Origin of the sequence: Roseofilum sp. SBFL (assembly GCF_017746885.1) — a bacterium.
Classification (GTDB): Bacteria; Cyanobacteriota; Cyanobacteriia; order Cyanobacteriales; family Desertifilaceae; genus Roseofilum.
Genome location: NZ_JAGHZH010000195.1, coordinates 1 through 23,637, shown reverse-complemented (window position 1 = coordinate 23,637; position 23,637 = coordinate 1). Strand labels below are relative to the sequence as shown.

Below are 23,637 nucleotides of genomic sequence, written 5' to 3'. Positions count from 1 at the left end.
CAACCCAACCCACACTATCCTTAAAAATTGGCTCTAAGCCAATTGTCCCCTCTCTCAAGTTAAGTAGTCAATGGCACTACAGGCTCTCTCTATTCCCTAGCACTTCTCGCTATAACGGGATCATATGACTGTAGGAGGTTAGGAGTTCATCGCTCGATAAGTTAGCACTTTCTTCTTGGGGACTCCACAGTAATTCCAACACGAGGAGATAGTCAGGAGAAATAGCACCTAAACGTCCTAACACTTCTCTTAAAGATTCTGGAGTTTGGATGTCCTTAAATAGAGGTTGATCGTCGGCAGTTCCCACTAGGAAGGTGACGACAACATAAGAACCAGGAGTGGAAATTTCTTGACTTAAAGCGGCAAGTTTTTCTTGAACTGCACCATTGACATTCACTAAAGTTTCGGAGGTGAATTTACTCCTTTCCTCTAGAGAGAGTTGTTCAAACAACTGTTGTGCTTCTTCGCGAGAATAAACAGTTTGAGAACTGGAAGAAACATAACACCAGCGATCGCTCCTTCGCATGAGAGCCAACGCTCCCTCTTGCAACATATCTATCAACCCCTCTGGCGTTTCGGTATCCCCATTCAAGGTTAACTGAGTTAACTGCTGTTGAAGATCGCCCTCTGGAGCCAATAGAGCCACTTGTAACTTACTCACTGTCACAATATCATTGTCCAACTCATTGCCAGGAGAACGACGGCTGAAAATTAAATACGCAATAAATACAACGCCCCCAATAATAAGCAACCACAGTACCAACCCCATCCAGTTGGCTCGCGAATGATGATGACTGGCATAAGCGCCAGCCCTGTCCCGATCGGGTCTGCGATGCCTATGGGGAGGAGGAGCAGAATTTAAGGGCTGATGTGGCTCTAGATGGCTGCCAGGAGGTGGTGGTGCAGGAGGGGCAGGGGGGGGATCGGTTCTAGGCAAAACATCCTCAGCAGGGCGGCGATCGCCTGATATGGGCACAGGAACAGGAACGGGGATAACCGGTTTTGGGGGAGGTGGAGGCGGTGCAGCATGACTGGGACGAGGTGGTGGAGGCGGGGGAGCAAACGATCCCCCCCGTATCCGTCCCCCTGTACTATTGCTATTGGAAGAATTTGGGGCAACGGAAGGTTTAGGCTGAGAACGAGACGTTGAGGTGGGAGATTTCTCTAGAGACGGTGTAGAACTTGATGAATTGCCAGAGCGGTTAGTAGGGCTGCTCGAACTGCCTGAAGAGCGAGGGCGTGAAGAACCCCCACTGGAGGTAGAACCGCTAGAACGAGAGCGATTACCACCCGATCGCGATCGCCTCCCAGAGCTAGAACCAAACGATCCGCCCCGCGATCGCCCCCCGCTCTTTTTCGCCACTGCTTCCATACCGATCTCAAACTCTGTATTCAGCAATGACTCGGATACCGAAAGGGGAACCCCTTGAATCATCAACCACAAGGCGATCGTCGTGACCCAAAACCTTAAATTAGCATTAAGACGCATCTTAAGCCTATCCTCTGAAGCCCATTACCTCCAGTGTGCCTTTTCCATTCTCCAACTGTCCAATTAAACTCTCAAAAGGCACTCTAGCAATAGGCAAAAAGGGAAACGGAGCTTTACCCTTTCCTTCAACTGTCCATAAACGCATTTTTGTATTCACGGTTGCTCCCTGAGAGCAGCAGACAGTGGTATTGTGTGGTGACACGGCTTAATTTTAACGGTTATGAGTGCAGACCAAGAACAATCTCAGTCTAATTCCTCATCTTTATTAGAAAGGATGGGTGCATTCTTCCAATGGGAGAGTTTGAATACAAATTGGCAGACGGAAGTTTTAGCCGGAGCGACGACGTTTATTACCATGGCTTATATTTTGGTCGTCAATCCCGATATTTTGTCGAACGCCATTTTTTTACAAGAGAGTCGAGATTTATTTGGAGAATTGGTCATTGCTACGGCCTTTTCAGCAGCGATCGCCTCTTTAATCATGGGATGTTATGCAAAATACCCCTTTGCCCTCGCTCCAGGCATGGGATTGAACGCCTATTTTGCCTTCTCCATTGTCCTCAGACTTGGCATTGATTGGCGAGTTGCCTTAACCGCAGTTTTTCTCGAAGGGCTGATTTTTATCGGCTTAACCCTCTCCAATATTCGCGCTCAGATGGTAACGGCTATTCCTGCTTGTATTAAGCAATCTACCGCTGCTGGAATTGGCTTATTTATTACATATGTTGGACTCAAAAATGGTGGGTTAATCGTAGGCGATCAAATCACCATAACCACTTTAGGAGAATTAAATAATCCCGTCACCTTAATGGCCATTTTCGGAATCCTGATTACCTCGGCATTTATGGTGCGACGGATTCGGGGCGCATTGCTATTAGGAATCTTCGCTACGGCCATTTTAGCCTGGATTTTGGGTGTCGCCCCCTTACCAAGCGGTATTCTTGCCTTTCCTCAATGGCCGAGTGATTTATTCGGTCAAGCCTTTGTCGGATTGGTAAATCTGAATCAAATCCCCTTTTGGGAACTATTAGCCATTCTATTTGTTCTCCTATTTGTTGATTTATTTGATACCGTAGGCACCCTGGCCGGGATTGGCATGAAAGCCGGTTTAATTAATGACCGAGGGGAACTTCCTCGAGCCAGTCAAGCATTTATGGCTGATGCCGTTGGCACAACCATGGGCGCAATTTTAGGGACATCAACCGTAACCACTTACATCGAATCAGCTTCGGGGATTTCCGAGGGGGGGCGATCGGGATTTACGTCCGTGGTTTGTGCCCTATTGTTTGCACTCTCTATCTTCTTTATTCCCCTGATTTCCGGCATTCCTCCCTTTGCCACTGCACCTGCGTTGGTCATTATTGGCGTGTTGATGATGGGCAGTGTACGCTCTATCCATTGGGACGATCCAGCCGAATCTATCCCTTCATTTCTGACATTAGTTTTTATACCTCTAAGTTTCTCAATCGCCGAAGGTTTGGCGATCGGATTTATCACCTATCCGTTGCTCAAATCCTTTCAAGGTAAAATGCACGAAGTCGCTCCCGCGGTATGGGCGATCGCAGCCATCTTTACTCTACGGTTTGTATTAATGGCGCTACAGATTGGAGGGTAATGCTTGGATGTCCAGTCTTTTTAAAAAAATCAATCAATTGTAGGAATTCCCCAGATATAGAAGACTGGGGGATACACAGCACAATTGATCCATTAATCCATCCGATCTAAAATAGAGTAATCCTCCATTGAGGTCCGCAACAACTGAAATGCTGGCGATGGCTTCCCTGCGATCGCCATAATCAGTTTTTAACCTAAGTTTCGATTGGCTCAAAAGTCAAAGTATGTCTAATTTACCCCCACTTACCGATGAAACCATTTGGGCAATTGTGGATGAAACCCTAGAAAATAGCCTAGAAGATCAAAGAGTTAATGAATTAGTATGGTATCATTTAGGCTATCGCTATAATTCAGATAAGCAAACTTGGGATATCAGCCAAGCGATCGACGATTGGGGTGAAGTTTATCCGGAACCTCCTGATTTTATAGATTCTCGTCCAGCAACCCTAAAGCTAACTCGCTCTATTCCTCCAGAAAATAAACAACTGCTCAAGCAGGAATTAGGATTTAAAGGATATAAAATTGGTGAATTTGGTCCGCGACAAACTCGACGAGCAACTATGGCAAATTGGTTACTGAGTTATCGTAAACTTCAGCCACCTATCCAATCTTAAAATCGATTGAAACCTTGTTTCTTGATAGAATGACTGGACTATTTTAATACGCTTCTTTATTCCTATGGATTGAGGTACAAGTTGCCGACTACAGTCCGTTAGAGTTAAGCCTAATTTTTGATTCATACGATAGATCAGGAAAACGAGAGACTTGTTACTCAAAATAGGAGCAATTAGTGATGAATAGTTCAGCTTTTCCTAGATCCTCTAGTTTGGCACTCTGTAATAGATTCAACGATTTCTGTTCCTCTCACGTCTGGGGTGATTTTAAGTTTGTGGAAACTCAACTACAAGAACTCCTTCAAGAAAACCAGAGACTAAAGTATTTACTCAACCAAACAGAAGAACGCTACACCCTAGCAATTTCTAGCAGTCAAGTCGGAGTATGGGATTGGAACTTACAGACAAATGAAATATATATTTCGCCCAACTTAAAAGGAGTTTTGGGGTATCAAAATGAAGAAATTCCCAATTATATCGATCCTTGGATGGATTTGATTCATCCTGACGATCGAGAGATGACAAGGAAGTCAGTTCAAGAACATTTAGATGGCTCAACCCCTCTTTATGAAGTTGAACATCGGATCGTCCATAAAGATGGAAGTATTCGCTGGCTGTTGACACGAGGAATTGCGTTTCGAGATAGTGAAGGCAAGCCTTATCGCATGGCAGGTACAGATACGGATATCACGTCTCAAAAACAGAGTTCTAATTTAATCAACAGATTGCTAGATCGCCTATTAATGGTGATTAAGACGGTGGGAGAAGGTATTACTCTGAGTGATGATAAGGGACATTTCACGATTTTTAATCCTAAAATGGAAACTCTGACCGGATATTCTCAAGAAGAGGCGAATAAAGCGAATAACTTTTTAAACTTGTTATATCCGAACCCAGTAGATTTAAGGCAAGTGACTGCTCAGATGAATCAGGTGCGCGATCGCGGAAAAGTAGAAGATGTGGAAACGGTGATTTGCACGAAAAATGGAGAACAGAGAACATTGCTGGTTTCTACCTCTATGATTTGGGAAGAAGAACGATATTGGTATTTGAGTGTTTATCGAGATATTACCGATCGCAAGCACACAGAAGAAGAATTACGCCACAATAAACGCTTTATTGAACAACTGACTGATGCTTCTCCTGAATTACTCTACTTGTATGATTTGCAAACGGAAAAAAATATTTATGTTAATCGCTCTCTAGAAAGTGTTCTGGGTTATTCTCCTGAAGAAATTAAGTCCCAAGGATCGATGTTTTTTGAGAAAAATTATCATTCGGATGAATTGGAACATATTGAAACGATAAAACAGGAGTGGTTAAGTTTAGCTGACGGGGAAGTACAGGAAGTTGAGTATCGGATGCGCCATCGGAATGGATCTTGGGTGTGGTTGCGATCTCGTAATATGATCTTTAAGCGCAATGCAAAAGGAGTTCCGATTGAAATTTTAGGCACAGCGATTGATATTACCACCCACAAATTAATTGAATTGCAACTCTGGGAAAGTGAGGCACGACTGCATACAATTATCAATAGCGCTTCTGATGGGTTGCTGATTGTGGATCTTCAGGGTGTGATTCAGTTTGTTAATCCCGCAGCAGAAAAATTGTTTAATCGTCCCCTATCTAGTTTAGTCGATCACGATTTTGGTCAACCCCTAACCGTGGGCAGTGTAACGGAAATTGATTTAATTCAAGGGACACAGGTGATGGGGGTTGGAGAAATGAGTGTTTCTCCAACCTATTGGTTGGGCGAACCCGTTTATGTGATCAGTATTCGCGATATTACAGAGCGCAGACAGGCAGAAGAGGCACTCAGAGAAAGTGAAGAACGGTTTCGTCAATTAGCCGGCAATATTCAGGATGTATTTTGGCTCGCTTCCACCCATCCCTATCAGATCGAATATATGAGTCCTGCGTATGAACAGGTTTGGGAGCGATCGCTCTCAAAAGCCTATGAGCCTAATTTTTCTTGGTTAGAGAGCATTGATCCCCAAGATCGCGATCGCGTCAAAGAAACCTGGGATCGGCAAATTCAGGGCGAACATACCTTTTGTGAATATCGAATTCTTTGTCCCAATGGGAAAACCCGATGGATTTGGGATCGAGCCTTTCCCATTGAAGATCAGTGGGGAAATATTGAGCGCATCGCTGGAATTGCAGAAGATATTACCGATCGCAAACAAGCGGAAGAAGAATTAAAATATCGCCTCAAATTGGAAACTGCCTTATCTGAAGTTTCTAAATGGCTCACTCGCCATGACACCCTCGATTTTGACGATCTGTTGGGAATTCTAGCCCAAGCAATGGGGGCTAACCGCGTCTATTTAATTCGCTTCAATTCAGAAGAAACTCAGTTGAGTTTAACCGATGAATGGTGTAATGCTCAGAGTATACCATTTCGCGATCTGCTTCAAGACCTGGATGTAGCTCCTTTTGTCTGGTGGTTTGAGACTCTGCGCCAACAGGATATGTTGATATTTAATTCCCTTGATGATCTGCCAGCGATCGCGAAGTTAGAGAAAGCCTATTTAGAATCGTTGCAGATTGGTTCCCTCTTAGCTGTTCCCATTTGGACAGCATCTGGAAAACTTTGGGGACAGATTACATGTGAGTCTCATTGTCAGAACCCTAAACAATGGTCGGTCAAAGATAGTCGGATTTTACAGGTGGTAGGGGAAATGCTCTATACCCATACTGCCCGTCAGCAAGCCCAACTCGAGCAACAAGAGTCAATTTCTCAACAAATCCGCCAACAACAAGAATTAGCCCGCTCTAACGCCGAATTACAGCAATTTGCTTATGTTGCTTCCCATGATTTGCAGGAACCCCTGCGAGGAGTTGTGAGCTTTAGTCAACTATTGAAGGAAGATTATGGCGATCTTCTCGATGATGAAGGGCAAAGCTATCTTCACTGTATCCTCAGTGAAGGACAACGAATGCAAAGCTTAATCCGCGATTTATTAGCCTTTTCACGGGTGGGAACTCGCGCTCAAGAGAGGCTTCCCACCGATCTTCACGAGGTATTAGAACAGGTATGGATTAACTTAAAAGTCGCGATCGAGGAAAGTGGTGCAACCATTACCCACGATCCCTTACCCACCATCCACGCCGATCGCTCCCAGATGGTGCAACTGTGGCAAAATTTATGCAGTAACGCCATCAAGTTTCGCAGCGATCGCCCCCTGAAGATTCACCTTGGCGCTCAACGTCAAGATTGCCATTGGCTATTTTGGGTGCAAGATAACGGTATTGGTATTGATCCTCATTATGCCGAGCGCATCTTTGTCCTTTTCCAAAGGCTCCATTCCCAAAGCACTTTTCCAGGCACAGGCATTGGGTTAGCGATCTGCGATAAGATTATTCAACGCCATGGGGGAAAGATTTGGGTTGAGTCTCACCTGAACCAGGGAGCGACATTTTATTTTACAATTGGCGATCGCACCTGATGATAATTTTGTACTTTGAATTACAGTTCTGAACCCGTTCATATTTTGTTGGTCGAAGACTCTCCGAGTCAAGCAGCCTTAACAGTGCGGGCATTTCGGGAAGGCTCGATGACGTATCAGATCCATGTGGTAGAAACTGGGGAACAGGCGATCGCCTTTTTATATCAGCAGGAACCCTATCAGCAAAGTCCGCGCCCCCAGATCATACTATTAGACTTCAAGTTACCGACTAAAACGGGTTTAGAAGTCTTAGCGGAGATTAAAGCCGATCTATGTCTGAGGGTAATTCCTGTGATCGTGTTAAGCAACTCAGAGAATGAAGCCGATATTCTGTCGAGTTACGAAAATTATGCCAATTGTTATCTGAATAAACCCTCCTCTTTTTATCAGTTCCAAGACTTGATTCGCCGAGTAGAAGAATTTTGGTTAACTTCTGTTAAACTCCCCCCCATACCCGGTACAATAGTTTAACCTGAAAAGCAAATCCCAATCCTGCGAATCATAAGATTGAGGCTGCGGTAATTGAAACATCAAGGCAGATAAAAAGGGATGTCATGTATAATTGTTTATCAATTAGCCTTTTGTATTGAAGATAGTCAAGGATTAAGCCTGGTGAATCAAGTTATCCTAAATGTACTATTGATTGAAGATAATCCTACTGATGTTCGTCTGATCGAAACTTTACTCAGAAGGGCACAAGGATGCGATTACAACATTGATCGTGTGGAAACCATGGCCGAAGCCATAGAATGGGTCTTAAAAAATTCGTATGCAGTAATTTTATTAGATTTGTCGTTGCCAGATATCAGAGGCTTAGAAACTTGTCAGTTAATGTACCAAAAAGCACCTCATATTCCCATCATTGTGCTGACTGGCTTGGAAGATGAAATAACTGCCATATCTGCACTTAAAGTAGGGGCACAGGATTATATTTTTAAGAATGAGTTACGTCCCAATATGCTGGCTCGTGCCATTCATTATGCAATCAAGCGAAAAGAAACCCTAGAAAAATTACGGAAAAGTGAAGCTCGCTACCGGGGTATTATTGAAGATCAAACAGAATTCATTTGTCGATTTTTAGCTGATGGAACTATTACCTTTATTAACCGAGCCTTTAGTTTATTTTGTCATCAATCACCAGAATCATTAATTGGTCAGTGTGCTTCCTATGAACTGTTTGCTCAAGACTGGCATCAACTTCAGACACAATTGAGTCAAATTACCCCTAAAAGTCCTACCATTACCCTAGAATTACCGATCCTTGGCTATGACCCCCATCTGAGTTGGCAATCTTGGACAATTCGAGGAATTTTTACGTCCCAGAACACTTTAGCTGAATATCAAGCAGTAGGTCGAGATATTACCAACACCAAACAAGCAGAATTGATTTTAAGAAAACAAGCCCAACAGGAAAAAATCCTTAGTATTATCACCCAAAAAATTCGCCAATCCCTTAATTTAGAGGAGATCTTAAAAACTACGGTTCAGGAAGTGCAGCAACTCCTGCAAGCCGATCGAGTATTAATCTATGGTTTACACCCAGAACCGCAGTTAAGTGTTTTGGTAGAGTCAGTTGCTCCTGATTGTACTTCAATTTTAGGAGAAAGCATTGAGGAAGTTAACCTCGAAGAAATCCTCGATTGGGGTTCAGAATCAGAGTTAAAACTAGGGGTGATTGAAGAGGTTTTATCCCCAGCTCGCTCTGCATTTCAAGAAAAGTTACATCAATGGCAGGTTAAATCCCAATTGGTGATTCAAATTAAGTGTTTTGAGTTACTCACCTCCGATCAAGATATGGGGATAAAATTACCAGAAGAATTACGGAAAAAAGCACCCGAATCTCTTTGGGGGCTTTTCGCCTTACAGGATTGTCGATCGCCACGTACTTGGCCAGAAGATCAACTAGAACTGCTGAGAAAAATTACCCATCAGGTAGCGATCGCCATCCGTCAAGGGCAACTGTATCAACAATTAGCTCAAACCAATCGGGTACTCCAACAAATGGCTACCCTAGACGGCTTAACGGGTATTGCCAATCGACGATGCTTCGATCAATACTTAGCAGTGGAATGGCGCAGACTTGCCCGTGAAGGCACTCCCCTCTCCGTTATCCTATGCGATGTCGATTATTTCAAACTCTATAATGATACCTATGGCCATCAAGCTGGAGATGATTGCTTACGAAAAGTTGCCCAGGCGATCGCCTCATCAGCCCAACGTCCAGCCGATTTAGTCGCTCGCTATGGTGGGGAAGAATTTGTGGTGCTTCTCCCTAACACTCCCTTAGATGGCGCTCTAGAAGTCGCTGACAAAATTCAGGAAGAGATTCAGGATCGAGAAATTGAGCATCTCGCTTCCCCGATCCGATCGAACTTAACGTTATCTCTAGGAGTCGCGTGCCAAACTCCTCGATTAGACATGGAACCCTATCAGCTACTAATCAATGCCGATGAAGCTCTCTATCAATCTAAAGCTCAGGGGCGCAATACCATTCAGACCCATGGATTAAGCTTGGATAATCACTCAAAATTAGTGTAGACTTTCATCAATTTTCATCAATTCAGGTATGATTCTCTTGAAGGTGCATCTAGACCATAGACTTCTTGCAGAAGTCAGACAAAAGGGAATAAGCACTCTAGCAATAGTCATCAGACATGTGATTACTAGATGGCTATACTCATCCTCTGACCTTAAATCTTAAGATGCAAAATCTGAGATGATGACAGATGTTACCTCTAAGCACTATATCCAATCTCTGATGTCTTCGTTGATTCTGATTGTTGAAGAAGATCCTCCCTTCGCGAAAGAATTGAGTTTATCGATCGATCCGCCTTTAGCAGGGGCGATTGTCTCACATCAGTATGTCACTCAAACTGTCCGTGAGATTGCAGAAATCACCACGGAGCAACCCCATCTGATCGTTGTCGATGTCAACAGCAGCAACTTGCAACCTCTCACTGAGGCGATCGCTTATCGACAGAAGTGCCAAACTTACCCTCCAGCGATTTTAGCCATCAGTGAGTGTCACCAACCCGATTTTATTAGCCAAATTTTGGAGCTGGGGGCTGATGATTATTTACCCAAACCCCTTCATCCTCAACTGCTCAACAAACGAATTACCAGCTTACTGGGCATCTCTCATCCCCAAGATCGTTGCTTCATCGACCCTTATCTTAATCAAGCTTTAAATCATCTACAAGCCCTCAATGAGCTAAAATCTCGGATTATTACCACCATCTCCCATGAATATCGCACCCCCCTCACCACTATCGGTTTATCCATAGGGATGCTAGAGCGATATCGAGATAAGTGGGATCGGGAAAAGCAAAATAAGCATTTTGACCGGATTCATAAAGCCATTAATCATATGACTAGCCTCTTAGAGGATATCCTGTTTATCAAGGATGCGGATTTTGGCTTGCTGGAATTTAACCCCACACTGGTGGATGTGATTCCCCTATTTGAACAAGCGATCGCCCGGATGCAGGCGATCGCCGGTTCCCAATATTCCCTGGAATTTCTCCCCCAAGACTCTGTCACCTCATGGATGCTCGATAGCAGCTTACTTGAGCAAATCCTCGTTCACTTACTCTCCAATGCCATTAAGTATTCTCCCCAGGGAGGAACCGTATCTGTTCGCGTGCGTTGTCTGAACAACACTATGGAATTTCAGATTCAAGATCGAGGAATTGGCATTCCTGAATCTGAGCAACAGCATCTGTTTGATTCCTTTCATCGAGGCAGCAATATTGGCAATATTGGTGGAACAGGCTTAGGACTTTCCATTGTCAAAAAAAGTGTGGATTTACACAACGGAACCATTCACATTAACAGCCAAGTAAACCAAGGAACCACCTTCACCATTACCTTACCCACCAGACCCTAAAATCATCTCGCAATAGTGAATGAGATTCCGGATATAATTACTAATCCTATTTTTTCTCTGCTGTTTCGCCAATTCCTGGCGACTCATTTGGTAAAATGTAGTCTCAGTTACCAATAATTTCATTTGTTTATGCATCTCCGTGTGAATCGACTGCCAAGCCATCTCAGTGGGGGAATCGGGTTCATCCCCAAACCGGGGTGCAATCTGTTGCGCAAAAAAATCTTCAGCCTCCTGGCAAGCTGGAATTAATCCCTCTAGATTAGTCTTGCTTGTAGTCAGCATTAAGACTTTCCTTAAGCGTTCGAGAAAGTTCTCGTAAATCTGCTTATGTTGTTGCCCTAACATAGAGGTATTTCATCCCCTCGCTTTTTTTAAAGGTGTAAAGTTATAGTAATAGTATTAAATAACAGAGCATCAGAGATAACCTGAAATCAGGATCTGCATCTTTGTTATCTCCACCACCAACTATTTTTCCATTGCGATTATCCTAATCTCGTAATCTTGAGTCCCTTCGATGATTCCGAGATTAGATTAGCTATTATCATTCCCAAAACATCCACCCGCTATGAAAACCATCACTGAACCCAACTCCCTCGATCTTACCCTTCCCCACTGGTTAACTGCTTGTTTAAACCCAGAGCAAGTCCTCGCTGAATCGATTCCTCCCCCTGAATTGCCAGAAGATCGGCGCTTAATTCGGGAAGCCTTTGAATTTGCTTATCAACTCCATAAAGGACAATATCGAAAATCAGGAGAGGCCTATATTTCTCACCCGGTTGCAGTCGCGGGATTATTGCGCGAACTCGGAGGCAGTGCCCCCATGATTGCCGCCGGTTTTCTCCATGATGTGGTGGAAGATACAGAGGTAACCCCAGAAGAGTTGGAAGAGCGCTTTGGTTCAGAAGTCCGGCAACTGGTCGAAGGCGTAACCAAACTCTCTAAGTTCAAATTTTCTAGTAAAACCGAACGCCAAGCAGAAAACTTTCGGCGGATGTTTTTGGCTATGGCCCAAGATATTCGGGTGATTGTGGTGAAGTTAGCCGACCGACTTCATAATATGAGAACCCTAGAATTTATGAAGGAGGATAAACAACGGACGATCGCCTTAGAAACCCGTGAAATCTTTGCTCCTTTAGCTAATCGCTTGGGAATCGGGCGCATAAAATGGGAACTCGAAGACCTAGCATTTAAGTATTTAGAACCCACCTACTATCGGGAAGTGCAATGCCTAGTCGCTGAAAAGCGAATAGACCGGGAAACACACCTGAAGAATGTGATTGAAATTCTAGAGATTCGGATGGAACAGATTGGGATTACCACTGTGGAAATTACGGGCCGTCCTAAACATCTGTATGGCATTTATCGCAAAATGCACAAGCAGCAAAAGGAGTTTCACGAAATTTTTGATATTGCTGGCATTCGTATAATTACTGAAAATCACGATCAATGCTATCGGGCATTAGCGATCGTTCATGACTCCTTCCGGCCGATCCCAGGTCGATTTAAGGACTATATTGGTCTGCCGAAACCGAATCGCTATCAATCTTTGCATACAGGCGTGATTGGGCCCACTGGTCGGCCTTTAGAGGTGCAAATCCGTACCCAGGAAATGCATCAAGTGGCAGAATATGGGATTGCTGCCCATTGGAAATATAAGGAAGCCGGATCGAACTATGGCGACATGACCGATACCGATGAAAAGTTTACTTGGTTACGTCAACTGCTCGATTGGCAAAACGATCTCAAAGATGCTCAGGAGTACTTAGAAAATATCAAAGATAATTTATTTGAAGATGATGTCTATGTCTTCACTCCCCGTGGGGATGTTCTCTCCCTGACTTCGGGATCGTCAACGGTTGATTTTGCCTATCGAATTCACTCGGAAGTGGGCAATCATTGCTCGGGTGCTAGGGTCAATGGCCGGATGGTTCCGTTGAATACGATGTTGAAAAATGGGGATATTGTGGAAATTTTGACGCAAAAAAATAGCCATCCTAGCTTAGATTGGCTCAATTTTGTCAAAACCGCAGGAGCGCGGAACCGAATTCGGCAATGGTACAAGCGATCGCATCGAGAAGAAAATGTTGCCAGAGGGCGGGAACTGCTGGAAAAAGAAATGGGTAAATCTGGGTTTGAAGCTCTACTCAAATCCCAACCTATGCAATGGGTTGTAGAACGCTGTAATTATCACGCTGTTGATGATTTACTCGCTGCTTTGGGTTATGGTGAGCTGACCTTAAACTTGGTCGTGAACCGTCTGCGAGATGCGATTCGCGCCACTCAACCCTTAGAACCGGAGTGTAAAGAAGGACTCAAAGGTGAGGCGGTGATTCCGTCGTCGTCTTCTGCACCTCAGTCTTCTGGTGGGGAGCACAGTTCTCCCATTGTGGGGATTGAAGGCTTGCTTTATTATCTGGCTGGATGCTGTAATCCTATTCCGGGAGAATTGATTATTGGAGTGGTTACTCGGGGACGAGGAATTTCTGTTCATCGCCAAGGCTGTCAAAATGTGGAAAATGTGGAAGGAGATCGCCTGATCCCGATCAGTTGGAACGGTAAAAACCAGAAAAGAACTCCGACTGCTATGACCTATATTGTGCAAGTGCAAATCCAAACCATTGACCGGGTAGGCATTCTCAAGGATATTCTCTCTCGGTTAAGCGATCAAGGGATTAATGTGCGTAACGTGGATGTGAACACCACACCCGGGAAACCTGCAACGATCAATTTAGGGATGGAAATTCGCGATCGCCCCCAACTTGAATCTGTGTTTACTCAAATTCGCAATATGAGCGATGTCCTCAATATTCGTCGTTTGGGACAAGCAGAAGATGCCGCTTCTGAGTCAGAATAGGAGGGGGACATAATCAGGACAAGTGATGAGTGACACGGTAGAGACGAATCCTTTTGAGAGTTTAAACACCGAAAGTGCCCTAGAAAACTTAGGGGATGATTATTACGATCCCGTGGCAGCAGCTCAATTTCCTCAACATATTCTGCGATGGCGAAATAACGATCTGCTTGTGCAAATGGGACTCAATCCCCAGCAAGTGAGCGATCGCCATTTTATCGACTTTTTTGGCAAATTTGAAAGCGATCACCCTTGTTTAGCTCTCAAATATCATGGCTATCAATTTGGAGAATACAACCCCTGGTTAGGCGATGGTCGGGGGTTTTTGTATGGCCAGGTGCGAGCAGTTGATGGCCAATTATATGATTTTGGCACAAAAGGATCGGGCATGACTCCCTATTCCAGGGGGGCAGATGGACGGTTGACGCTCAAGGGGGGAGTACGGGAAATATTAGCGGGAGAAATGCTGCATCGGTTAGGGGTAAGGACTTCTCGTTGTTTGAGTCTGATCGAAACGGGAGAGTCATTATGGCGATCTGATGAACCGTCTCCGGCGCGATCGTGTGTGATGGTACGCTGGAGTCGCTCCCATATCCGCTTTGGTACCTTTGAACGGCTGCGGTATTTCGAGCGATCGGATTTAATCACCAAACTCTTAGATCATGTCATTGAAACCTATTATCCAGCGCCTTTACCTCTAGTGCAGCCTGAGTCTGCACGCGATCGCTACATCCGATTTTACGATCAATTGGTGCAACGAGTCGCTCAATTAGCCGCTCAATGGATGGCCGCAGGTTTTTGTCATGGGGTTTTAAATACCGATAATATGTCGATTACCGGTGAAAGTTTTGACTATGGGCCCTATGCTTTTATTCCCCATTACGATCCTAATTTTACAGCCGCTTCTTTCGATTATTCTGGACGCTACAGTTATGGGAATCAACCTCTGATTTGTCAACTCAATTTAGAACTGCTCAGTGTCGCTCTGGCTAAAGCGATCCCCAAAACTGCTATGCAAGAGAGTTTAGAACAGTTTAAGGTTCATTATGAACCGGCTTACCAGCAACTCATGTTACGTCGGTTAGGCTTAGATCGCGATCAAATGGAAGAAAAAGAAGCCCAGGAGTTAGTCGAGTTAACCCTAAAATTACTCAAAGATACTCAGAACGGATACCCTCAATTTTTTATGGGTCTGCGCGATCGCTTCGATCCCATTTGGTCAAAACATATGGATGAAATTCCCAACTGGTCTAGCGCTGGCCCTAGTTCAATTTGGCAGGCTTGGAAAATCTTGTATCATAGGGTATTAGGTCGAAACGGCGAAGAAAAACTAGCTGAAATTGGCGATCGCCTGCAAAAGGCTAATCCGCAAGTCGATCTGTTAAGGCCAGCGATCGAAGCCATATGGAACCCCATTATGGTGGATGATAATTGGCAACCATTCATCAACTTTTTAGAACAACTTTAACCTTAATCCAGTGAAGTCTTAAAGATTTAAAAATAACATCACTTTTTCTGTCCATTCACGAATAATGCATCTTTAACCTTGTCATTATGATTCGTTTCTTTAAAAAAAGTCTGCTTAAAAAACTCGCTATTTATTATTCGAGTCTCTCGTTTTTAATTCTGGTTCTTGTTGCAGCTAGCGCTTATATCCTAGCTCATTCTTCCCTCAAACAATCCATGATCAATCAGCTTAGATTAGCTGTTTCGATCAAAGAAAACGAAATTAACCAATGGTTTTTACTACAGTTGGAAGATGCATTTTTATTGGCCCAAATCCCAGAAATTATTGATCGAATCGATATTTTTTTAAATTCCAACTCCGATCCCAGTCTCTCTCAAGATATCATTCATAAACAGATTAAAGATATCTTAATTAAAGTCACCGATATTAAATCCAATATAAAAATTGCTTCTATTGTAAGTAATCAAGGTATTGTCCTTATCTCAACTAATCCTTTTCTAGAAAAAACCTACCAGCCATTAGGAGATTTAACCACTTATGTAACGAACCGAGAAGATCCCATCAACCCCATCTTTTATAATTCTGTTCTGACTCAAAATAAAGCAATTACTTTTGTCACTCCAATTTATAGAGATAATCAGAAACTTGCTTATATTTCCATAGAACTAGACTTGGGTGAAGTCGATAAAGTTCTTCACAATAGCAAAGATTATGACCAGGATAATCAGATTTACTTGATTAGTCGTATTGGTGGAAAAAATACATTTGTCAATTCCCTAAACTTAGGTGATGAAAATCAAGATCGGCCGATTCGTAGCCTAGCTATTGACTCTGTTCTTGAAGGTCAAAATGGAACCGGATTATATATTAACCATGAAGATGTTCCAGTCCTAGGCTTTTATCGGTGGCTGGAAGATAAAAATATGGGTTTAGTTGCTGAAATTTCTCAAAAGCAAGCGTTTAATTTAGCGGAAAACTTGGCTCGCCAAATCCTTATGATTGGCTGTCTTTTTCTGGTCATAATTCTAACAATGATCTATATTATTTCCCGCAGATTAGTAAAACCTATTGCCGAAATATCCGAAGCAGCAATAAGAATTTCTCAAGGAAACTTGAATTTTAATATACCGGTATTGAGTAAAGATGAAATTGGCACACTGGCAATGAGCTTTAATGTAATGACACAAAAACTCAATCAATCATTTCAGGAATTAGAGTTAATTAATGAACAGCTAAAAGTTAATATAGATCAACTCAAAACAGCCAATGAAGTAGCCGAAAAAGCGAATCAAGTTAAAAGTGAGTTTATTAGTCAAATGAGTCATGAATTACGAACTCCCTTAAATAGCATTTTAGGATTCAGCCAAATCTTACGTGAAGAGCGGGATTTTTCGGACAAGCAAAACCATCTAATTGAAGGAATTTATAGTGGTGGTTATAAGCTTTTGGAATTGATAAATAATGTTATCTCCATCTGTAATGAAGAGGAGAAAGATACATCGACATACCTGAGTGTTGTAGCGATAAATGATATAATTCATGAACTGGTGGGTACGTTTGACAGTCAATTATCTTTTCAAAATGTGTCCCTAATTTGCACAGTGGATTCAGAAGTTCCTGCCTGGATTCAAATCGAGGCTTATCCTTTACAAACAATTCTTAAATATTTGTTAGACAATGCAGCCAAATTCACCTCCGAAGGTGAGATCGCGATCCAGGTCACTCTATTAGATCGGGAGAGAGTCGATCGGCTCTCTCAAAATATTCCTGATTATTTGAATTTCAATCCAAATACAGTCCATTGGATAACATGGAAAATTAAAGATACAGGCTGTGGGATTAAACCAGAAGAGCTAGAGCATTTATTTGAACCTTTTTCACGTCATGTTAAGACAGGAGAGTTTCAAGAAGGAATGGGATTAGGTTTACCCATCTGCCAGAAATTAGTTAAGCAAATGGGCGGTCAAATTAAACTTGAGAGCCAAGTTGATATAGGCACAACAGCAACCGTTATTCTACCCTTCCAAAAGCTGGAAGAAAGTGCTGAGATACAACTTAATACGGAAAAAGAAAAGCAAGAACAAAAACCCAGTAACCATTTTGTTCGGAGTTCTGTGGACTCTTGGGAAAAATTGAGAGAATTCATGCAGTCTATATCGGTGGCTTGGCTGGGAAAAATGCATAAAGCCTGTTGTGAAGCCGACGATCAAAAAGTGCTAGAGCTGCTGGATGAATTACCTGAATCTGAAGTAGAAATTAAAGATCAGATTGGTGAACTCGCTCACAATTATCGGTTAGATAAAATTCTAGATTTAATTGAACCTTTGTTACTTAAGGATTAGGCTGTTTTTAGCGATCGCGTCCTGCTTGAAACCCCAACTCCACTAATCCTCCGATCGCTGCTCCCCAAGCTAACATAGACCAGTGGGCTTGAGTCCAAAAACTCATCGATCCATAAGCTAAAAATGCTGTAATCACCGCATTCCGAAGAATTCGAGTCCAATCTAAAGTTTTCATCAAGACCGTGATAAAACTCTGTTATAGCATTGTATAACATCAAGGAACCTCTTACTGAAGATGCAGTCATGGAAGGCCTAACCCTTATCTTATCGAGTTTATTCCTAGTGGGATCGCCTTCTGGACTATTTGTCGATCAAATCACCCAATCTCTGCTTAAATCTACCTTTGATAGGGCAGAAACTTGGCAGGTGCGAGTCGATAATGCTCCCGTTCATCGACTGCTACAAGGTCAAGCGGAACGGGTCAGAATTGCTGGCAGAGGGATTTGGCTCACTGACGACTTACAAATGGCTAAACTAGAAATAGAAACCGATGCCATTGATTTAAATCTGGACGATTTGAGAAATAGCCCCAGCGTTTCTTTCCTAGAGCAGCCCTTACAAGCGGGAATTAAAATTGGCTTCACGGATACAGCGCTCAATGAGTGGTTAAACTCACCCCAAATGAGTGACTTTCTGCGTCAACTGGGAATTTCTTCCCTCCCTCGCCTGGCAGTAACCCAACTGGAGCGCTATCATATCGTTAACCCAGAAATTACCTTTTTAGACAACCGGATACGGATTCAAGTCCAACTTCAGCAAATCCCCGACTCGGATACCGAATCCTCCTCCCAACCCTTTGAACTCAACCTTGCTGTTGAATCCGGTGTCACTATCATAAAAGGGTGGGCTTTAGAACTCGTCGATCTGGAGGTCACCGTCAATCAAGAACCGGTTCCTCCCCTAGTCACAAACCTGATTCAACGGGGAATTCGCGAACAAGTTGACCTCCGGACCCTCGAATCAAATTCCGTAATCCTGCGCCTATTGCAGATGCACATTACTCCAGGTCAACTGGAAATCGCTGGATTTCTTAGAATCCAGCCCTTTGAGCCTTCAGACAATCCTGATTTAGAGGAGTAGACCTCGATCCATATCATATGTTGGTAATGGGCAGAAGGGAAAACCTGGTTTACCCTATTTCCTATTCCCTATTCCCTATTACCTATTCCCTCGTGTATTCAACATCGCGCAACTCAATAAGGACGGTAATCATGGAACAACCCAAACAAAATCGCGGTATTCATATTGGCCTAGTTGTCGGACTATCAGCCTTAATTCTAGGGTCTGGAGGGGGTACAGCCTGGTGGATGATTAATTCTATGCAGGCCCCTAACAGTTCATCTTCGATCCTAGAAGAAGTCAAACCTATCCCGTCGGAAAACAATATCCCTCAAGCTTATTGGCTTAAAGATACTGGGAATAGTTTAGAATTAGTCTCTACACCTGTGCAGATAAAAACAATTGGGTCATCCGAAGAGCAGTTGACCCTGGCCTTGAAAACGGTTTTAGAAGCTCCTGCCGACCCGGAAATGTCGAGTACGATTCCCCCAGGCACAACGGTGTTAAGTTTAGAGCAAAAATCCGATGGTATCCACCTGAATTTTTCCCAGGAATTTACTACAGGAGGCGGCAGCGCCTCGATGATGGGACGATTAGGGCAAATTTTGTATACAGCTACCAGTTTAGACCGAGATGCTCAAGTTTGGCTGTCTGTCGAAGGTGAACCCTTGGAGTATTTAGGGGGGGGAGGCTTGGAAATTCAGCAACCCATGACTCGCGCAGTCTATGACCAAGAGTTTGCCCTCTAGGAGATCAGTTGTTTGCCCGTCATACTAAAACTTCGGAAGTGACGGGCTTGCTGTTCAATTCGACTGGCGATGCGATCGCAGACTAAATTACACAGTTCAAAGATTAATTCGTCTTTAACGCTATAGTAAGCGGACGTTCCTTCCGATCGTCGTTTCAGAATTCCTGCTTGTAACATCAGTTTGAGGTGCTTGGAGACGTTCGCTTGGCTGGTTTGGGTGGCTTCGACCAATTCTTGTACACAATGCTCGCGATCGCGCAATAAGTTTAAAAGCTTTAAGCGCATCGGTTCTGAGAGAATACTGAAATATTCAGCGACTTGATCGACGACTTCTTGGGGAACCTGTTGGGATGCCATGTTGATTGAAAGTCTTAATGACAATGAATGGGCAGTTGTTCCTCAAATTGTAGCAATTTATTGATCGATGGCAATAGGGTCATGAAGGAGTAAGAGGAGAATGGGGGATGGGGAGGAGTAATAGCTTCCTATCCCCCATTCCCCTGGTTCTTAGGCTACGAAACGGTTTGATAAACGGTGGTTAGTTTATGGAGTTGGTTCACGAGCAGACTCAGGAATAAGCCGACATCGGTAACTACACCGATCGATTCTAAGGAACCGCGATCGCTTAATTTGGTTACAACGGCTGGACTAATATCCACACAAACCATTTTTACACCCGCAGGAGTCATATTGCCGACACCGATGGAATGGAGCATCGAGGAGAGCATCAGCACCATATCCGCACCTTGTAGGAGTTGGGCATATTCTTGTTGAGCCGCGATCATATCCATTTGGGTATCGGGTAAGGGACCATCATCGCGGATGGAACCGGCCAAGACAAAGGGCACTTGATTCTGGACACATTCGTACATCACCCCTTTGGTTAATACTCCAGATTCTACTGCTTGGGCGATGCTCCCACAGCGACGAATCTTATTAATCACCTTCAGATGATGACGATGCCCTCCTTGTACGGCTACGCCTTGATTCATATCCACACCCAAGGATGTTCCCATCAGTGCTTGTTCGATATCATGGACGGCGATCGCATTTCCACCCAATAGCACTTGTACATAGCCTTCCCGGATCAGTGTCGCTAAGTGCTGTCCGCCACCAGTATGAATAACCACCGGGCCAGCCGTCACCACCACTTTACCGCCTTGATCGCGAATATGGCGCAACTCCCAAGCCACCTGCTCAACCATTAATTCTACGCGGCGCTCGCTGGAGACTCCACCACTCATAAAGCTAAACTCTTGAGGTGCTTTTTGATCCCGGGTTTCCACCTTATGCAGTGTACGAATGCCACGAGTACCGACAATTACATCTTCACCGATCGCCAGATCTCGTATTAATTTACATTGAGCTACTGGTCCTTCCTCTGTATAGGTAACGGCGATCGAAGCATCCATGCGTTGTTTTTGTACCTTCACCCAAGTGTCCTGAATCCGCACTTCTGTGGGATAAATGGTACTGACATAGAAATCATCTGGTGCAGTTCCGGGTTGAGGAACCGGTTCGCGTCGCGATTCTTCCTCGTCTTCAGAGGCGGGTATTGCGCCCAAATCAATCAACTGGGACATAATATCATCGAGGACCTCAGCCGAAGGAGCAGACACTTTCACATCGGCTTCGGAGGGACTTTGCCGTTGTTCGCCCAAATTGAAGTTCAGAACCTTGAAGCTACCGCCACCATCCACAATCAAATCTAACGCCCGGTTCATTAATCCTGCATCGAGTAAATGGCCAACCATTTGAATGGTACGGGTATCAATTTGCGTGGTAGCGTGGAGTTCTGTGCGTACCGGTTCGGTAATTCGCAGGGTGAGACATTTCGACGCGCCCCCAGCTTTCAAAAATTCCGTTAATGGGGTTTCAATGACTCGGAAACCAGAAGTTTCTAAGCGATTTCTTAAATCTTGACTGGCTTTATTGAGAATGACAATATCGTTAATATTGACCGCATTGCAAGCAAAAGTAACGGCATCGGGTTCACTAATGGCAATCCGTTTTTCCGCCGGAACCCGCATTTCAATGAGGCGATTAGAATATCCATCAAAGGCAGGTGGGTAGTAGAGCAGATAGCCACCGCTTAAGGGACAGAAACAGGTATCGAGATGGTAGAAGCGCTCATCCATTAAGCGTAAGGAGAGAACTTCTACATCTAACCATTCGGCGATCGCCGGATGAGCCTCGAGTTCAGACCGAAATCCATACCCAGCCCACAACCATCTTCCTTCCCGGTCAAATAAAGCATCGCCTGCCCCTTCAAAAGGTACATCTTTCGGTAATTCATGCACCGTGAATCCTTGAGATTCAAACCAGGTCTTAAAATGAGGTTCTTCTCCTTGTCGTTCAGGGTGATAAAATCGGCTGAGAACAACCGTCTTACCCAGTACTAAACCTGCATTAGCAGTAAACACCATATCCGGCCATCCCTGTTCCGGTTTTACTAATTCTACGATGGCATGTTCTTTAATAATATGGTGAAGTTTGTTCCACTGTTCTACTGCTATAGAGCGAGAGGATTTGTGAATATTGCCTTCCATCCAAGGATTAATGACATAATCCACGTCATAGTGTTCAGGATCACACATTAAAAAGCGAATTTGATCGGTCATAATTCAATTTAAGATAGGGTAGACGCGAAGGGTAACCAGTCAAGGAAGGAGGCAAGAGGCGAAAGGCAAAAGGCAATGCAAGAAAACGGGATTCCATACTTTCCTTGAATAGCCTATATAAGCGTCTCATTCAATTGCTTTACCCCCATTTGAGTCTATCGGTTTTCTGTTTTTTAGGCTGAAAACGGTTAAGATGGTTAAGCCTTATGCCAACCCAGTATCTTATCATGGTTAAAACCATTTCTTGGGAAAGAGTCAGGATTTCATAACGAATTGAGGTAAAGACGTTGGCTAAAGATCAAATCTTAATTGTGGGAGGAACCGGAAGAATTGGTCATCATGTGGCCCAAGATTTACAAGGGCGCATGGGGGCAAAGATTGTAGTTACAGGTCGTCAGCGTCCGAGGCATGATTGGGATTTCATGGGGCAATTTTTGGCTCTTGATTTAGGGAACCGGGAGCAGCTCCAAGAGGCGATCGCCGAAAGTCAACTGGTGATTCATTGTGCTGGGCCGTTTCACCATCGGGACGCTAGGGTTCTCAAGGGTTGTATTGAACAAGGGGTGGATTATCTGGATGTTAGCGATCATCGCTCGTTTACCCAAAAAGCATTGGCATTAGCCCCCGCAGCTCAAGAAGCGGGAATTACTGCCATTGTAAATACGGGGGTTTTTCCGGGCATTTCTAATAGCATGGTACGGCAAGCAGTAGACCCATTCGATCGAGTAGAAACGATTCGCCTGTATTATGCCGTAGGAGGGTCTGGAGGCGCAGGGATAACGGTGATGCGAACAACATTTTTAGGCCTGCAACATCCGTTTTTAGCCTGGATAGGGGGACAATGGCAAACGATCGCCCCCTACAGCGATCGCCAAATTATCGACTTTGGCCCCCCATTCGATCGCCTGGGAGTCTATTGGTACGATGTCCCCGAAGCTTGGACATTAGCGGAAAGTTTCCCCGTACAGAATGTGATTACTAAATTCGGCTCTGCACCCGATATTTACAACCGTTTAACGGCTCTGATGACTAAATTACCTCAATCTTGGATTAATCATCCTTGGGTCATTGAAGGACTCTCGCAAATTAGTTATCGCATGACGCAAATTAGCGATCGCTTCTCTGGTGTCGGTATTGTCATGATTGTCGAAGTGGAAGGAGAGCGCCAGGGCAAACAGGCCCAATATCAAAGCCGATTTTATCATCCCCATACGGCGATCGCTGCCGGATGGGGCACAGGAACCTTAGCTGAGTGGATTTGGCAGGGAAAACTGAAAAAACCAGGGGTTTGGCCCGTCGAACAAGCGATCGGCTCAGACGACTTTGTAGAGATGATGCGATCGCGAAGTGAAACGGAGTTTTATCGCGCTATAGCAAAGAAAGGGAGCGTTAGGACAGTATCTTAAAAGCTTCTATGATGGCATCATAAAGGGATTCACACTGGTTCTTGAGTTTTCCCACCTCCTTCTTCAGCCGCTCCCAAAAGTGTTCAATTT

18 protein-coding genes are annotated in these 23,637 nt (G+C 44.1%); 12 read left to right on the top strand and 6 right to left on the bottom strand.

Annotation, left to right across the window (positions count from 1 at the left end; genetic code table 11):
* Window positions 1-109 precede the first annotated feature (109 nt).
* Window positions 110-1,489: a DUF1517 domain-containing protein gene (locus J7545_RS22585; RefSeq protein WP_318720151.1), complete on the bottom strand. Its 1,380-nt coding sequence runs from the start codon at window positions 1,487-1,489 to the stop codon at window positions 110-112.
* Window positions 1,490-1,496: 7 nt separating this feature from the next.
* Window positions 1,497-1,691 carry a hypothetical protein gene (locus J7545_RS22580; protein WP_318720150.1) on the bottom strand — a complete coding sequence of 65 codons (195 nt, stop codon included), beginning with the start codon at window positions 1,689-1,691 and terminating at the stop codon, window positions 1,497-1,499.
* 18 nt (window positions 1,692-1,709) lie between these two features.
* Between J7545_RS22580 and J7545_RS22575 the strand changes: the two genes are divergently transcribed.
* From J7545_RS22575 to J7545_RS22550, 6 genes are all read left to right on the top strand, one after another.
* Entirely contained in the window at window positions 1,710-3,104 is a 1,395-nt protein-coding gene (locus J7545_RS22575; RefSeq protein ID WP_318698995.1) for an NCS2 family permease, read from the top strand.
* Between the two features lie 223 nt (window positions 3,105-3,327).
* On the top strand, window positions 3,328-3,717 hold the full coding sequence (locus J7545_RS22570; RefSeq protein WP_318720149.1) for a DUF1823 family protein: 390 nt from the start codon (window positions 3,328-3,330) through the stop codon (window positions 3,715-3,717).
* Between the two features lie 275 nt (window positions 3,718-3,992).
* Window positions 3,993-7,166 carry a PAS domain S-box protein gene (locus J7545_RS22565; RefSeq protein ID WP_318720147.1) on the top strand — a complete coding sequence of 1,058 codons (3,174 nt, stop codon included), beginning with the start codon at window positions 3,993-3,995 and terminating at the stop codon, window positions 7,164-7,166.
* A gap of 15 nt (window positions 7,167-7,181) precedes the next feature.
* Complete coding sequence (locus J7545_RS22560; protein ID WP_318720146.1) at window positions 7,182-7,637, top strand: response regulator; 456 nt, start codon at window positions 7,182-7,184, stop codon at window positions 7,635-7,637.
* Window positions 7,638-7,715: 78 nt separating this feature from the next.
* Complete coding sequence (locus J7545_RS22555) at window positions 7,716-9,704, top strand: diguanylate cyclase (RefSeq protein ID WP_318698991.1); 1,989 nt, start codon at window positions 7,716-7,718, stop codon at window positions 9,702-9,704.
* 178 nt (window positions 9,705-9,882) lie between these two features.
* Complete coding sequence (locus J7545_RS22550) at window positions 9,883-11,052, top strand: hybrid sensor histidine kinase/response regulator (RefSeq protein ID WP_318720145.1); 1,170 nt, start codon at window positions 9,883-9,885, stop codon at window positions 11,050-11,052.
* Here the strand turns inward: J7545_RS22550 and patD are convergent.
* The gene (gene patD, locus J7545_RS22545; RefSeq protein WP_318720144.1) at window positions 11,035-11,397 is read right to left on the bottom strand and encodes a heterocyst frequency control protein PatD; all 363 of its coding nucleotides are present in this window, start codon (window positions 11,395-11,397) and stop codon (window positions 11,035-11,037) included. The genes J7545_RS22550 and patD overlap by 18 nt on opposite strands.
* A 220-nt stretch (window positions 11,398-11,617) precedes the next feature.
* Here patD and J7545_RS22540 point away from each other — a divergent pair, with 220 nt between their 5' ends.
* The 3 genes from J7545_RS22540 to J7545_RS22530 all read left to right on the top strand — a co-directional run bounded on the left by J7545_RS22540 (window position 11,618) and on the right by J7545_RS22530 (window position 17,713).
* Window positions 11,618-13,906: a bifunctional (p)ppGpp synthetase/guanosine-3',5'-bis(diphosphate) 3'-pyrophosphohydrolase gene (locus tag J7545_RS22540; protein ID WP_318698987.1), complete on the top strand. Its 2,289-nt coding sequence runs from the start codon at window positions 11,618-11,620 to the stop codon at window positions 13,904-13,906.
* A gap of 25 nt (window positions 13,907-13,931) precedes the next feature.
* Window positions 13,932-15,371: a protein adenylyltransferase SelO gene (locus J7545_RS22535; protein WP_318698986.1), complete on the top strand. Its 1,440-nt coding sequence runs from the start codon at window positions 13,932-13,934 to the stop codon at window positions 15,369-15,371.
* An 86-nt stretch (window positions 15,372-15,457) separates the two neighbouring features.
* Complete coding sequence (locus J7545_RS22530; RefSeq protein WP_318698985.1) at window positions 15,458-17,713, top strand: sensor histidine kinase; 2,256 nt, start codon at window positions 15,458-15,460, stop codon at window positions 17,711-17,713.
* A 7-nt stretch (window positions 17,714-17,720) separates the two neighbouring features.
* Here the strand turns inward: J7545_RS22530 and J7545_RS22525 are convergent, their stop codons facing one another.
* Entirely contained in the window at window positions 17,721-17,891 is a 171-nt protein-coding gene (locus J7545_RS22525; protein WP_318720142.1) for a hypothetical protein, read from the bottom strand.
* A gap of 65 nt (window positions 17,892-17,956) precedes the next feature.
* Here J7545_RS22525 and J7545_RS22520 point away from each other — a divergent pair, with 65 nt between their 5' ends.
* On the top strand, window positions 17,957-18,793 hold the full coding sequence (locus J7545_RS22520) for a DUF2993 domain-containing protein (RefSeq protein WP_318698983.1): 837 nt from the start codon (window positions 17,957-17,959) through the stop codon (window positions 18,791-18,793).
* A 131-nt stretch (window positions 18,794-18,924) separates the two neighbouring features.
* Window positions 18,925-19,521, top strand: coding sequence for a GerMN domain-containing protein (locus tag J7545_RS22515; protein ID WP_318698982.1), 597 nt, complete (start codon window positions 18,925-18,927; stop codon window positions 19,519-19,521).
* On the opposite strand, the gene J7545_RS22510 is transcribed toward J7545_RS22515, so the two are convergent.
* Together J7545_RS22510 and J7545_RS22505 are read right to left on the bottom strand one after the other, a co-directional pair.
* Window positions 19,518-19,877, bottom strand: coding sequence for an ArsR/SmtB family transcription factor (locus tag J7545_RS22510; RefSeq protein WP_271944434.1), 360 nt, complete (start codon window positions 19,875-19,877; stop codon window positions 19,518-19,520). The two genes, J7545_RS22515 and J7545_RS22510, sit on opposite strands and share 4 nt — an antisense overlap.
* 155 nt (window positions 19,878-20,032) lie before the next feature.
* Window positions 20,033-22,141, bottom strand: a complete 2,109-nt coding sequence (locus tag J7545_RS22505) for a TIGR00300 family protein (protein ID WP_318720140.1) — start codon at window positions 22,139-22,141, stop codon at window positions 20,033-20,035.
* 287 nt (window positions 22,142-22,428) lie between these two features.
* Here J7545_RS22505 and J7545_RS22500 point away from each other — a divergent pair, with 287 nt between their 5' ends.
* The gene (locus J7545_RS22500; RefSeq protein WP_318720139.1) at window positions 22,429-23,547 is read left to right on the top strand and encodes a saccharopine dehydrogenase NADP-binding domain-containing protein; all 1,119 of its coding nucleotides are present in this window, start codon (window positions 22,429-22,431) and stop codon (window positions 23,545-23,547) included.
* Window positions 23,548-23,637: the final 90 nt, after the last annotated feature.

Coding starts and splice junctions, on each gene's coding strand:
- J7545_RS22555 (WP_318698991.1), top strand. CDS start 7,716: ATGTCATGTATAATTGTTTATCAATTAGCCTTTTGTATTGAAGATAGT.
- J7545_RS22505 (WP_318720140.1), bottom strand. CDS start 22,141: ATGACCGATCAAATTCGCTTTTTAATGTGTGATCCTGAACACTATGAC.
- J7545_RS22510 (WP_271944434.1), bottom strand. CDS start 19,877: ATGGCATCCCAACAGGTTCCCCAAGAAGTCGTCGATCAAGTCGCTGAA.
- J7545_RS22585 (WP_318720151.1), bottom strand. CDS start 1,489: ATGCGTCTTAATGCTAATTTAAGGTTTTGGGTCACGACGATCGCCTTG.
- patD (WP_318720144.1), bottom strand. CDS start 11,397: ATGTTAGGGCAACAACATAAGCAGATTTACGAGAACTTTCTCGAACGC.
- J7545_RS22530 (WP_318698985.1), top strand. CDS start 15,458: ATGATTCGTTTCTTTAAAAAAAGTCTGCTTAAAAAACTCGCTATTTAT.
- J7545_RS22570 (WP_318720149.1), top strand. CDS start 3,328: ATGTCTAATTTACCCCCACTTACCGATGAAACCATTTGGGCAATTGTG.
- J7545_RS22520 (WP_318698983.1), top strand. CDS start 17,957: ATGGAAGGCCTAACCCTTATCTTATCGAGTTTATTCCTAGTGGGATCG.
- J7545_RS22575 (WP_318698995.1), top strand. CDS start 1,710: ATGAGTGCAGACCAAGAACAATCTCAGTCTAATTCCTCATCTTTATTA.
- J7545_RS22535 (WP_318698986.1), top strand. CDS start 13,932: ATGAGTGACACGGTAGAGACGAATCCTTTTGAGAGTTTAAACACCGAA.
- J7545_RS22550 (WP_318720145.1), top strand. CDS start 9,883: ATGATGACAGATGTTACCTCTAAGCACTATATCCAATCTCTGATGTCT.
- J7545_RS22540 (WP_318698987.1), top strand. CDS start 11,618: ATGAAAACCATCACTGAACCCAACTCCCTCGATCTTACCCTTCCCCAC.
- J7545_RS22515 (WP_318698982.1), top strand. CDS start 18,925: ATGGAACAACCCAAACAAAATCGCGGTATTCATATTGGCCTAGTTGTC.